The 12,961-nt window shown below is 61.8% G+C and carries 10 protein-coding genes; 9 read left to right on the top strand and 1 reads right to left on the bottom strand.

Annotated features, from left to right (window positions below):
- Nucleotides 1–146: 146 nt before the first annotated feature.
- Nucleotides 147–407: a type B 50S ribosomal protein L31 gene (locus CKW39_RS09490; protein WP_016998141.1), complete on the bottom strand. Its 261-nt coding sequence runs from the start codon at nucleotides 405–407 to the stop codon at nucleotides 147–149.
- A 150-nt stretch (nucleotides 408–557) separates the two neighbouring features.
- Between CKW39_RS09490 and CKW39_RS09495 the strand changes: the two genes are divergently transcribed.
- The 9 genes from CKW39_RS09495 to wecC all read left to right on the top strand — a co-directional run bounded on the left by CKW39_RS09495 (nucleotide 558) and on the right by wecC (nucleotide 12,928).
- A complete protein-coding gene (locus tag CKW39_RS09495) occupies nucleotides 558–2,447 on the top strand; it encodes a cellulase family glycosylhydrolase (RefSeq protein WP_095797901.1) in 1,890 nt (629 codons plus the stop codon).
- Complete coding sequence (locus CKW39_RS09500; RefSeq protein ID WP_095797902.1) at nucleotides 2,444–3,508, top strand: biotin/lipoate A/B protein ligase family protein; 1,065 nt, start codon at nucleotides 2,444–2,446, stop codon at nucleotides 3,506–3,508. The genes CKW39_RS09495 and CKW39_RS09500 overlap by 4 nt, the downstream gene beginning before the upstream one ends.
- Before the next feature lie 47 nt (nucleotides 3,509–3,555).
- On the top strand, nucleotides 3,556–4,611 hold the full coding sequence (locus CKW39_RS09505) for an LCP family protein (protein ID WP_254049353.1): 1,056 nt from the start codon (nucleotides 3,556–3,558) through the stop codon (nucleotides 4,609–4,611).
- Between the two features lie 83 nt (nucleotides 4,612–4,694).
- Nucleotides 4,695–6,005, top strand: coding sequence for a glycosyltransferase family 4 protein (locus tag CKW39_RS09510; RefSeq protein ID WP_254049354.1), 1,311 nt, complete (start codon nucleotides 4,695–4,697; stop codon nucleotides 6,003–6,005).
- A complete protein-coding gene (locus CKW39_RS09515; protein ID WP_095797905.1) occupies nucleotides 6,005–7,834 on the top strand; it encodes a glycosyltransferase family 4 protein in 1,830 nt (609 codons plus the stop codon). The genes CKW39_RS09510 and CKW39_RS09515 overlap by 1 nt, the downstream gene beginning before the upstream one ends.
- Nucleotides 7,831–8,814, top strand: a complete 984-nt coding sequence (locus CKW39_RS09520) for an ABC transporter permease (RefSeq protein WP_254049355.1) — start codon at nucleotides 7,831–7,833, stop codon at nucleotides 8,812–8,814. The genes CKW39_RS09515 and CKW39_RS09520 overlap by 4 nt, the downstream gene beginning before the upstream one ends.
- Nucleotides 8,804–9,703, top strand: a complete 900-nt coding sequence (locus CKW39_RS09525) for an ABC transporter ATP-binding protein (RefSeq protein WP_095797906.1) — start codon at nucleotides 8,804–8,806, stop codon at nucleotides 9,701–9,703. The genes CKW39_RS09520 and CKW39_RS09525 overlap by 11 nt, the downstream gene beginning before the upstream one ends.
- 59 nt (nucleotides 9,704–9,762) lie before the next feature.
- The gene (locus tag CKW39_RS09530; protein WP_371514701.1) at nucleotides 9,763–11,586 is read left to right on the top strand and encodes a glycosyltransferase; all 1,824 of its coding nucleotides are present in this window, start codon (nucleotides 9,763–9,765) and stop codon (nucleotides 11,584–11,586) included.
- Between the two features lie 94 nt (nucleotides 11,587–11,680).
- Nucleotides 11,681–12,928 (top strand): UDP-N-acetyl-D-mannosamine dehydrogenase, encoded by a 1,248-nt coding sequence (wecC, locus tag CKW39_RS09535; protein ID WP_095797908.1) that lies wholly within the window; start codon nucleotides 11,681–11,683, stop codon nucleotides 12,926–12,928.
- Nucleotides 12,929–12,961: the final 33 nt, after the last annotated feature.

A 12,961-nucleotide genomic window follows, 5' to 3' on the forward strand; every position in this document is an offset into this window, starting at 1 on the left:
TTTTGCATAATACCCAGGTATGAGTGGTACGTGGGGTTATTGACGCAATATGGCTATGACCTGCGAAAAAACTCCTGAACCCGCCCCGGACAGCACGACGCCCGGTTCGGAATGATCCGAACCGGGCGTTGCTGGCAGTTCCAAAATTAGCTGGAGGACTTGCCGAAGTTCTTGAAACGCTGGTTGAAGCGCTCCACGCGACCAGCGGAGTCCATGATGCGCTGCTTACCCGTGTAGAACGGGTGGGACTCGGAAGAGATTTCAACCTCGATGATGGGGTACTCGTTGCCGTCTTCCCAGGTCTCCGTCTTGGAGGAGGTGGCGGTGGAACGAGTCAGGATGACCTTGCCGGAAGCGAGGTCACGGAACAGCACCGGGTGGTAATCCGGGTGAATTTCAGCCTTCATGGTGTCAACCTTCTGTAGGTGCCTGGATTTTGCCAGGCACGGCGTTGCTCGGATAGTCGGTGTTTTTGGGCGCGAACGCGCAAAGCACCAATCGACCAGTGTACACCCGGGGTCCCCGCCGGGTCGACTTCCGGTGGCTAGGATAGACGCGTGGTTGCCGCCCCCGAACTTGCCCCCGCCCCCGTGTTTCCTTCTAGTCGACGACGCCGCTCGGTCGCCTTCCTGGGCACCGCGCTCCTGGTGCTCACGGCCTGTTCGGACCAGTCCGAACCGGCACCGACCCCGGAACCCGAACCTACGGGGCCCATCGCGGGCGTCGAACATAATGCCCCGCTGCACTCGGTGGATCCCGCGAAGGTGGCCCAAGCGAGAAATCTGCCCGACACTTATCCGGGCAGTTCGGCGAGCGCGGACGGATCGGAGGCCACGGTCACGCTGCGGGGAGGTGAACCGGGGGAGGACTACCGGCACGGTTCGGTCGGGCTGTCGTTGGAATCCACGGATCTGGCAGACCCGCACATGAACCGGGACAACGCGGACCTGGTGACCGTTCTGGACTCGCTCCACGAACCGACGCTGCGCTTTGGCGGTAACTCCACGGATCGCCGGTTCTTCTTCACGGCCTCGGATGAGCCCATCCCCAAGGACTGGCCCCTCAACGAGGGGGAGGAGATCACCAAGGTCACACCCGAGGACCTGAAACGCGTGGCGAAGCTCGCCCAACGCACCAACTCCTCGGTGATCATCAGCGCCAACCTGGCCCGGTACCACCCCGATCGTGCGGGGGAGCTGGCGCGTCACGCCAAGGACGCCTTCGGGGATCGTCTGGTGGGCGTCATGGTGGGCAATGAGCCCAACGGTTTCTATCAGGGCAAGACCAACGACCTCACCATTAAGAGCGAGGACTGGGATCAGGAGACGTACGCCAAGCAACTGACCGCGTACGCCAAGGCCATCCACGAACGGGTGCCGAACCTGCGCATCGTGGCACCCGGTGCCTACTCGGCCGACTGGTGGAACGCCGCAGCGGACGCTCCCGGTACCGATCCCATGGCCATGGCCGTGCATCAGTACCCGCTCTCCGAATGCGGCAGCCAGTGGGAACATCAGGAACCCACCGTGGCGAACGCCGTGGACCCCGCCACCCGGGACAACATCGACCGGCTCGTGGGTCAAGCCGCCGAGGACGCAGCTGACCACACCATGCCGCTGTGGATCACCGAGACCTCACTCTCGGCGTGTTCGGGTTCCAATGAGATCACCGAAACTCTCGTGGCCGCCGTGCACCAGGCGGAATACTCCATGCGCGTCCAGGAACACGGGGTCGAACGCGTGGCCGCCCACTCATCACTGGCCTCCTGCGAAGGCGGCGCACCCATGTCCGTGTTGTGTTCGAACGGCACCCTGGCCAACCCGGGGGAGGCGTTCTCCGTGCGCGCCAATGGTCTGGCCCTGGCGCTGATCGCGAGCATCCCGGAGGGCAACATGGTGGAGACCTCGACCTCCACGGACAACCTGACGAGCTACGCGGTCGATCACGGCAACGGCACGGTGTCCGTGGTGCTCACCGATTACCGCAATCCCGCGAGCGCCAAGGACCGCACCACGAACCTCAGACTGCCCTACGCCGTGGACTACGCCACGCAGTCCCAGCTGCGCGGACCGTCCTGGACCTCCGAGTACCCGGTGGCCAGCCTCTTCGAGGACCACTCGAGCGATAGCGACGACGAGAGCAGCAGCCCCAGCCCCAGCGCCACGGGAAGTGCGAGCGCAAGTGGCGGAGCGGCGTCGTCGGCACCCGACTATCCGGCGGATCCGAACGTGGCCCTGAGCGTGGAGCGCGCCCTGCAACCCGCGGGGAGCCAGAGCGTGAGCGTGGACGGCTACGGCCTGCCGATCACGCCCGTGGGCGAGCGCCCGCGCGTGGGCGGGGTGAAAGCCGGCAGCAAAACGGTCGACGTGACATTACCGGCCGGGTCCACCACTGTGCTTACCCTGAAGAAGACGCAGCCGTCCCCGAGCCCCAAGGAGAGCCAATGACCAGCACCCGCAGACACGGCGAATACAAGGTGATGGGCGGCAAATTGGTGGTCGCTGACCTGTCGGTCGTGGACGGTCGCCTGGCGGAGGTCTCGATCAACGGCGATTTCTTCCTGGAACCGGACGAGGCGCTCGACGACATCAACGCCGCACTGAACGGGCTGCCCGAGTCGGCCTCCCCGGGCGAGATGGCTGCCGCCATTGAGGCTGCCCTTCCCGCCGACGCCGTGCTGTTCGGTTTCGACGCGCGCGCGGTCGCGATCGCGGTGCGGCGCGCGCTGGCCAAGGCCACCGGCTGGGGCGACCACGAGTGGGAGGTCATCGCACCGCAGGTGCGCCCCACCTTGGAGAACCTCGCGTTGGACGAGGTGCTCGCGCGCGAAGTGGGCGCGGGTCGACGCAACCCCACGCTGCGGCTGTGGGACTGGGAGGAGACGGCCGTGGTGATCGGTTCGTTCCAGTCGGTGCAGAACGAGGTTGACCCGGAGGGCGCCGAACGCCACGGTATCGAGGTGGTGCGTCGCGTCTCCGGCGGCGGGGCCATGTTCATGGAGGCCGGTAACTGCATCACGTACTCGCTCTACGTACCGCAGTCGCTGGTGGACGGACTGAGCTTTGCCGACTCCTACCCGTTCCTGGACGCGTGGGTCATGCAGGCCTTCCAATCCATGGGTCTGGACGCGCACTACGTGCCGCTCAATGACATTGCGACCCAACACGGCAAGATCGGGGGAGCCGCGCAGAAGCGGTTCTCCAACGGCGGCATGGTCCACCACGTGACCATGAGCTACGACATCGACGCGGACAAGATGACCGACGTGCTGCGCATCGGCAAGGAGAAACTGTCCGACAAGGGCAACCGTTCGGCCAAGAAACGCGTGGACCCGCTGCGGCGGCAAACCGGAATGAGCCGGGCGGACGTCATTTCCACCCTGAGCAACTCCTTCACCGAACGCTATGACGCGGTGGCGGGAGACATTTCCGTTGACGAACTGGCGGCAGCACGCGAGTTGGTGCAATCCAAGTTCGCCACGCCGGAATGGATCAACCGCGTACCGTAAGATGTGCGAAAGTAACCGCCCTGACCGGGGCGGGACAGCACAACCGAATGACCCCCACACCTCGGAGCGCCTACATGTCCCTGAATGACTTCGACTACCAAGAAGAAGAGCGCCGGCCCCGTAAGAAGCACACCGGCCGCAATGTTCTTCTGGTATTCCTGGCACTGGTCCTCACGGTCGCTGTCGTGGCGGGACTGTTCGTGTGGAACCTAGGTCGAAACTTCGACCGCGGGTCCAGTCCCATTGAATCGGCGTTCCCGGCCGAATCGGATCGCCCCGAGAAAGATTCCGCGCAGGACGCCGGAACCACCGTGATGCTCCTGGGCTCGGACAAGCGCCCGGACGGCGAGGATCCCACGGTCACGGGTGCCCGCGCTGACTCCATCATGCTGCTGCACATCCCCGATGGCGGTGGCGAGATGTACATCATGTCCATCATGCGTGACACGTGGGTGGACATCCCCGGTGTGGGCGGATCCAAGATAAACGCCGCTCTGGATCACGGCGGCATGCCGCTCATGGTGCAGACGGTCGAAGAGCACTTCGGCACCCGCATCGACGAGGTCGCCCAGGTGGACTTCGCCGGTTTCGAAGGTCTCACGGACGCCCTGGGTGGCGTGACGGTCAACGTGCCCGTGGGCTTCACCAACGACCAGGGCCAGACCTTCCAGCAGGGTCCGCAGGAGATGGACGGGGAAACCGCCCTGGCCTTCGTCCGCGAGCGCTACGCGTTCCAGGACGGCGATTACCAGCGCGTGCGTAACCAGCGCGCTTACCTGCAGGCCATGATCAACAAGTTGGTCAGCTCCGAAACACTGACCAATCCGGTCCGGATCAACGAAGTGGTCAAGCAGATTTCCCCGTACCTGACCGTGAGCGACGGGTTAACAGCTAACTGGATCATCCGTCAGGCCCCTAAACTGGTGGGGTTGAGTAACAGCGACATTCACATGTTCACTGTTCCCACCCAGGGCACCGGAACCTCGCCCGACGGTCAGTCGATCGTGGTTGCTGATACCCAGGCCATGCAGGAGATCGGCACCGCCATTTCCGAAGGGACCCTGGGCGAGTACGTGTCCAACCTGCCCGCAGGAGATCAATAACCTCCACGTCCCGAACCCCCACGGTTCCGCCCCCACGGAATCAATGCCCCCGTCCCCCTTCCTCTTGACCCCGCGAGAGGCCCATGCAGCCCCCTGAAACCGATCTACGTTTGCTATTGCTGACCAGTTCCTACTGGCCGGAGCATTCCCCGCCCCAGCGCCGCTGGATGTCGCTGATCCGCAACATGCGCGATCAGGGATGGCGCGTATCCGTGGTGGCTCCGGTGGCTCATTACGGACCGGGCCCGGACTACAACTCGGAAACCAAGGGGCGTGCGTGGCGGGCGCAGCCGGGTTCCCTGGGTGAGAAGATTTACCGGGTGTCGCACCTTTTCCTGGGGGACAACAGGATCTGCAAACTGGCCAACCAGCTGATCGGGGCCGCGGGGTCGGTCGTGCGAGGCATCGCAACGGGACGTCAGGACGCCGTGGTGGTCACGGCGCCGTCGTTGCCGCTACTGGGCTCCGCGTTGCTGGTGGCTCGCATGAAGGGTCTGCCGCTCGTGGTGGAAATGCGGGATGCGTGGCCCAACCTGGCGCAGGATGCGTCCCTGGTGCGCGGCGGATCCAAGTCCGTGATCAACTCTGCCGTGGAGTACGTGCAGAACCGCGCCGACCTGGTCGTCACGGTCACCGAAGGCTTCGCCCAGACGCTGCGCGATCGCGGCGTGCGCAACGTGGTCACGGTACGCAACGGCATTCTCATGGACCGCACGCCCAAGCTGCAGGCACCCCCGTCGGATCGGGACCGGCTGGAAGTCCTCTACCTGGGCAACCACGGGGAATCCCAGGCGCTGGACGTGCTCATCCGCGCCGCGTCCCTGGTGGGCGAGGACATGCGACTCACCCTGGTGGGCCACGGCAGCCAGAAACCTGCGCTGCGGCGCCTGGCCATGGAGCTGGGCGTCAAGGTGCGCTTCCTGCCCCCGGAGTACCGCGAGGCGGTCTTCTCACGCTACGAGGAAGCCGATTCTCTGGTGATTTCACTGCGTGATGACTGGAAGTCCTTTGAGGACACCATCCCGTCCAAGACCTACGAAGTGCTGGCCATCGGCCGCCACATCACGGGCATCGTGCGTGGTGAAGCCGCCAATGTGCTCACGGAGGCCGGTGAGGGGGACATTGTCGAGTGCAATCCCCAAGGGATCGCGGAACTCTGGCGCGAACTGGCTGCCGACCGTGCCCGGCTGCAGCCCGCCGGCACCGGCCGTGAATGGGTCAAGGAGCACGCCGAGTACTCGGATCTCGCGTGCCAGTACGGTGACCTCCTACGCGAGACGATCCGCGAACACCGGTCGCAACCGCAACAGTCTCTGACGCAGCGCATCGCGCGGGTCGGCAGGGCTGCCGTCCGGGTCTCGCGGCAGCTACGACACGCACGGAGCACGGCCTGATGCCGGGACGCTCCCTCCAGCGCGCTCGTGAACTGGCCACCAACGCGTGGATCACGGCGTCAACGGTGGCCCACCACGTGACCGATGATCCCGTGGTCTTCTGTCTTCAGGTGTCGCGCCGCCTGCCCTCGCGAGTGGTGCGCCCGCTCGCTGCCAGCCTGTCCCGCTTGCCGGCAGACTCCTTCCCTGCCGCACGCGGTACGGGTCTGCACATTCTGGGCAACGACGACGCCGCTGCCGCCACCTTGCGCACGGCCTCACGGTCCGCGGGCGCTGCCGTTTGTCGGCGCTGCGCCGAGGTGGCGCTGACCATGGGGGAGGTGCCCCTGACGGAGGCTCTACTTGCCGAGCTGCCGCATGCCACGCGGGGCGCCGCAGCGACCCGCGCGCGAGTGGCCTGGCATCACGGGGACGTGGACGGCGCCGTCGGCGAACTGGAAGCTGCCCGTGCCGGCGGGACCGCTACCAACGGTGAGCGCGCGCTGCTGAAGCGGCTGTCCGCCGAGCGTGACATGTTGGGTTCCTTTGAACCAGAACTGCCGTTGATCGGAACCTATGAACCGCGCCCGGACACGGTGCTGTACGCGGTGACCAATTCGTTGCCGCACACCGCGAGCGGCTATGCCCAACGCACGCATTCACTGCTGACCGCCATCAGGGACGAGGGCTGGGACGTGCACGCCGTGACCCGCCCCGGTTACCCGGTGCAGGTCGGTAAGATCTTGGCCCGCGGCACGGACGTGGTGGACGGGATTCCGTACCACCGCATCCTGCCGCTCAACCTGGCGCCCACGGCCACCGGGCGGGTGCAGCAACATGCGGAGGCGCTGCTCAGCTTGGCTCTCGAGGTGCGGCCGTCTGTTCTGCACACCACCACGCACTACGTGAATGCTCTGGCCGTGCGTGCCGTGGCCGAGGCGCTGTGTATTCCGTGGACGTATGAGGTGCGGGGCCTGCTGGCGGATACGTGGGCGTCCACTCGGGCTCCCTCGGCGTTGACGTCTGCTCGTTATGAGCGGTTCCAGTCGCGTGAGGCCCAGGCCTTGCAGTCTGCGTCTGACGTGGTGACGCTGGGCACCCACATGGCGGACCGTGTGCGTGAGATCGCCGGAGACTCATCGCTGTCCGTGCGCCTGGCCCCGAATGGTGTGGGCGGGGCGTTCACGGACGAGCCGGGGGAGAAGGCGAGCGCGCGACGTCGTACCGGGTTACCTCCCGACAGGTTCCTGGTGGGGACCGTGACCTCGGTGGTCGACTACGAAGGTCTGGACGATCTGGCGCGTGCCGTGGACATCGCGCGCGAGAGCGTGCCGTCCATTCTCGCGGTCATCGTGGGGGACGGTGTGGCCCGCCCGGGACTGCAACAACTGGTCTCGGACCTGGGGATTCAGGACCATGTGACATTCTGTGGGCGAGTTGATCGTTCCGAAGCGGTCGAGTACTTCAGATCACTCGACGTGTTCGTGGTGCCGCGCAAGGACCGAACCGTCACGCGTGCGGTAACGCCGCTGAAACCGGTGGAGGCGTTGGCCTCCCGAACGGCCGTCGTGGCGAGTGACCTGCCGGCGTTGCGTGAGGTGATCGAGCACGGTGTGACGGGTCTGCTGACTCCGCCGGATGATCCGGCCTCACTGGCGGCGGTATTGGTCGATCTGGCGCGTGATGCTTCACTGCGCAATCGACTCGCCGAGGCGGGCCGAGAGTGGGCGCTGGAAAATCGCACGTGGGCGGTGACCGCGAAAGAGACCGTGAAGCGGTACGGTGAAATGACTGGAAATGTCCCCCAACCAGTTGACGACATAGCAATCCTTGAGGAGCCGAGTGCATGACTAACGCGCCGTTCGATGCCCCCGCATCACGCGCTCCGCAGGAGAGTTCCCCCGAACACGGGAGCACACGTGTGAGCGTGGACGGGGCGATGCCAGAGACTGTAGAGACACATGGGTCTGAGCAACGAGCCCATGTCGAAACTTTCAACCCAAGCCAATTACAGGCTGTGGGTGCCCGGCCACCGCTTGGGGAATACCTGCGAGATTTGTGGGGATCGCGGCATTTCATCATTTACGACGCCAGAGTGCGTTTGGCAGTTAGTCAGGATCACACCCTCCTTGGCAAAGTGTGGATTGTCCTCAATCCCGCGCTCTTAGGCCTCACATTTTTCGTCATCTTCGGACTGCTGCTCCGCACCGGACGAGGAATAGATAACTTCGTAGCATTCATTCTTATCGGATTGATTATGTTCGTGTACTCCATCAGATCAGTGGTGGCGGTGGCACGATCTATGCAATCGGGGAGAGCCCTCGTCAAGGGATTCATGTTTCCTCGCGCGGCACTCACACTCTCCATCGTGGTGCGGGATGCCATGACTCAAATCTGGGCAATTGTCGCGATGATTGTCATGGTGCTGCTTATTCCGCCTCTGGAACCAATCAGCTGGACATGGCTTCTAGTGATTCCAGTTTTCCTACTTCAAACCATCTTTAATTGGGGGCTTGGCATGCTGCTGGCACCCCTTGTGAACCGCATTCCGGACGTAGCAAATCTCATGTCATTCTTTATGCGGCTCTGGATGTATGCTTCTGGGATTTTCTACGATCCATCCCGGTTCGTGCAGGACGAGCGAATCCTTGCCCTCTTTCATTTCAATCCCCTGTACCAGGTCCTGTCGATAACCCGCTCGCTAATACTTCGTGCGGAACTTCCACCGCTGAGTTCATGGGCGATTCTGGTAACCGCAGCGCTAGTACTGTGCGTTTCAGGTTTCTTAGTCTTCTGGCGCAATGAGGAGAGCTACGCAGATGAGCGCTAATGGCCAGTCCAAGCATCTGGGTATTTCCGGCCGACATGGACGATCGCCGCGCAATCCGGCGGTCGTCATTGACAACGTCACCATGGTCTATAACGTGACATCTACTGGTGGTGGCGACGAAGTTCCTGTTTCTGCGCCGGTGCGTTGGGCGCGCAAGGCCCTGGGGCGCCCTCCAGTAGTGAGAAATCAGGCGTTAACGGACATTTCGTTGGCCGTACACCAGGGAGAATTTGTTGGATTTATCGGACGCAATGGATCCGGTAAGTCCACGCTCATGAACATCGTCGCAGGACAAATGAACCCCACGAAGGGTCGTGTGTACTCTGTGGACACCCCCGTCAAACTCGGTGTCAACGTTTCTTTGGTACCAGCATTATCGGGAGAGAAGAACATCAGATTGGGTTGCCTGGCGCAGGGAATGCATCCGGACGAGGTAGACAAAATATTGCCTGACCTCGTGGAAATTGCTGCGCTCGGCAAGGCTATTCACTGGCCGATGAAAGCATATTCATCCGGTATGGCGGCTCGATTGCGTTTCGCTGTTGCAACTGCCTCCGATCCCCACATCTTGATTCTGGATGAAGCACTATCCACGGGCGACGCTCAGTTTCGCGACCGTGGTCAGAAACGCATGGCCGAGATCCGAGAACAAGCCGGGTGCGTGATGTTTGTTTCTCACTCCATGTCGGAAGTCCGAGACTTGTGCACCCGAGTCGTTTGGCTGGACCAGGGTGATTTGCTGATGGATGGCGGCCCGGGCGAAGTAACCAAAGAATACGAGAACTTCATGAAGAATCTTGCGGCGGGCAACAACCTGGCCGCCCGAGATCACAAGGAAAGACTTCAGTCGGAACTTGTGCCCACTAAACTCCGCGAGGTGCAATGGTGACCCCCACACGATCGCGACGAAACCTCAGGACAGAGATCTGGCACCTCCGGAACGGGGGAGTGGCGCAGTGGCGCAAGCACCGTAGGCGCGCCTCATTGCCCACCGGACCTTCTGCTGGTGCCGTCCAAGGTCTGCGGAAGAGCATTAGTTTCGAACCACAGGTATGGCCGGAACGTGTACCGGTTCGATCTGATCTCACAGTTGCTGTGATTCTTGATGACTTTTCTGCCCGGGCTTTTCAGTACGAGTGGAATCAGATTGCGCTGTCCCGTGACAGGTGGCAGTCCGAGCTCTCGGCGCAGCACGTAGACCTCCTATTTGTGGAATCGGCCTGGCACGGCAACGGTGATGACTGGCAGTACCAGCTCACGGGTACGAGTGGGGTTAAAGATTCCATCAAGGAACTCGTCGCGTACTGCCGTGAACAAGGCATCCCCTCCGTGTTCTGGAACAAGGAAGATCCGCCGCACTACGACGACTTCCTGGAATGTGCGCGCCTGTTCGACCATATCTTCACCACCGACGTGAATAAGATCCCTGACTATCACCGGGATCTCGGCCATGATCACGTTTCGGTACTGCCCTTCGCGGCTCAGCCAGCAGTTCACAATCCATCGCGTCCCAGGAATGGGTTTCACGAGCGAGATGTGGCTTTTGGTGGCATGTACTTTGCGCACAAGTTCCCCGAGCGCCGTGAGCAGATGGATCTGCTCCTGGGTGGCGCCGACGATGTGAGCCCCAGGCTCCAGACCGGACTAGAGATCTTCTCCCGCTATCTGGGTGAGGATGAGCGTTACCAGTTCCCTGAACCACTTGATCAACGGGTAGTCGGATCTCTAACTTACGACCAGATGCTGACCGCATATAAGGCCTACAGAGTCTTCTTGAACGTGAACTCCGTTGTGGATTCACCGTCCATGTGTGCACGACGAATTTTTGAAATCACCGCGAGTGGCACGCCTGTTGTCAGCACACCGTCTCGAGCGATTCGTGAGTATTTCACCGAGGATCAGTTGGCAGTCGTGGAGGATAGAGAACACGCTGCGGACGTAGTCCGTGCGCTTGTGCGTAGTCCAGAACTTGCCGATCGTATGGTCCACCGCGCGCAGCGACAAGTGTGGAACAAGCATACGTACGGCCACCGCGTGGAGCAGATTCTCCAACGAGTTCTGCCCGAAAAGGTCCGTCCACGAACTCGGCCATCAGTCTCGATCCTGTTGTGCACCAACCGCCCCCATAGGGTCGCCTCGGCTCTCAAAGGGTTCGCCACACAGCTGGATGTTGATTTGGATGTTGTGATGGTGGCCCACGGATTCGATCCAAGTGCCGGCGAGATTCAGGACGCGATTGCAGACAGCGGCATTCACCGGGTCACGACAATCGCCGCAGATTCCGCGTTGACTCTTGGGGAATGCTTGAACCTGGCGGTCGAGGCATCCACGGGTGAAGTCCTCGCCAAGATGGACGACGACGACTTCTACGCCCCGCGGTATCTAGCGGATCTGCTGGACGCCTTGGCCTACTCGGGCGCGGACATCGTTGGTAAGCAAGGTCATTACATGTACGTCGAGTCTCAGGACGCCACACTGCATCGGTTTGGTCACCGAGAGCACCGCTACACGGACTTCGTCATGGGACCCACGATCACTGGCTACCGCAGTGTCTTTGATCAGATCCCATTCCAGCGCCGTAATACCGGAGAAGATTCATCATTCCTCGCGGCGGCAATAGAAGCAGGCTTCTCAATTTATTCGGCGGATCGTTTCAATTTTGTGCAGCATCGAGGCGCGGATGAGCACACGTGGCAGGTCTCGGACGCCAACGTATTATCCACTGGTGATGTAGTCATGTTCGGGGACAATTCGTTGCATGTGACAGTATAATTTTGGCGGACCAACTGGCGTTCGATCAAAGAAACACCTGACCGGGCATATATTGCCGTGAGGTCAGTCGTAGTCGTCTCAGTAAGGTGAGGTAATGAGCAAATCCTTGGAAGTTGTCTTTGTCGGACTCGGGTACATCGGACTTCCCACCGCTGTGGTCATGGCCAATCACGGAGTGCGGGTCCACGGCGTTGACGTCAACGCTTCCGCCGTCGAGCGGATTCAACGTGGTGAAGTCACCATCGTGGAGCCCGGCTTGGAGGAACGGCTCAAGAGGGCTGTCGACAGTGGCCAGCTCACGGCCTCCACTGAAATGCAGCAGGGCAACGCGTTCGTCATTGCAGTACCCACCCCGTTCAAGGACAACTACGAGGGGGACCTGTCGTACATCATGTCTGCGGCGGCGTCTATTGCTCCCCAGCTGCGAGGAGACGAAGTGGTCATCCTCGAATCCACCTCCCCGCCCAAGACAACGCAAAAGCTAGCGGGCAAGATTCTGGAGCTGCGTCCTGATCTGTCCGTCGACGGTGCAGACGGTAAGCCCGTGATCCACTTCGCTTACTGCCCCGAGCGCATCCTCCCGGGTAAGGCCATGGAGGAGCTGATCAGCAATGACCGCATCATCGGTGGCCGCACTCCTGAAGCCGCCCGCCGTGCCACGGAAGTTTATGCTTCCTTCTGCGAGGGCGAGTTGCTCGCGACAGACGATGTGACAGCTGAAATGGCCAAGCTCACCGAGAACTCCTTCCGCGATGTGAACATTGCGTTCGCCAACGAGCTTTCATTGATTTCCGACAACTTGGGTATTGACGTGTGGGAGCTCATCGAGCTGGCCAACCACCACCCGCGCGTCAACATCCTGCAGCCGGGCCCCGGGGTGGGCGGCCACTGCATTGCTGTGGATCCCTGGTTCATCGTTTCCTCCGATCGCGAGAACTCCAACATCATTCGTACGGCCCGTGAGGTCAACGACGGGAAACCCAAATGGGTCATCAACAAGGTTGACGAAGCCGTCAAGAACATCGATTCTCCGGTGATCGCTGCCCTGGGCCTGGCTTTCAAACCGAACATTGACGATCTTCGGGAGTCACCAGCACTCAACATCACCAAGGATTTGGCTGAACATGTGGATCACGCCACGGTGTTGGCCGTCGAGCCCAATGTCAGCGACCTGCCCAAGGCACTGCAGGGGATGCCCAATGTAGAGTTCGCCGAGTTCGGGGATGCCATTGAACGAGCGGATGTAGTTCTACTGCTCGTGGACCATGACGAGTTCAAGACCATCCCCGCCACCGCCCTCAAGGGCAAGACCGTGGTGGACACCAAGGGCCTCTGGCGGTAACGCGCTGAACGGCGGTGGGGCTCCCACCGCCGT

It is taken from the genome of Kocuria sp. WRN011, assembly GCF_002295155.1.
Taxonomy (GTDB): Bacteria; Actinomycetota; Actinomycetes; order Actinomycetales; family Micrococcaceae; genus Kocuria; species Kocuria carniphila.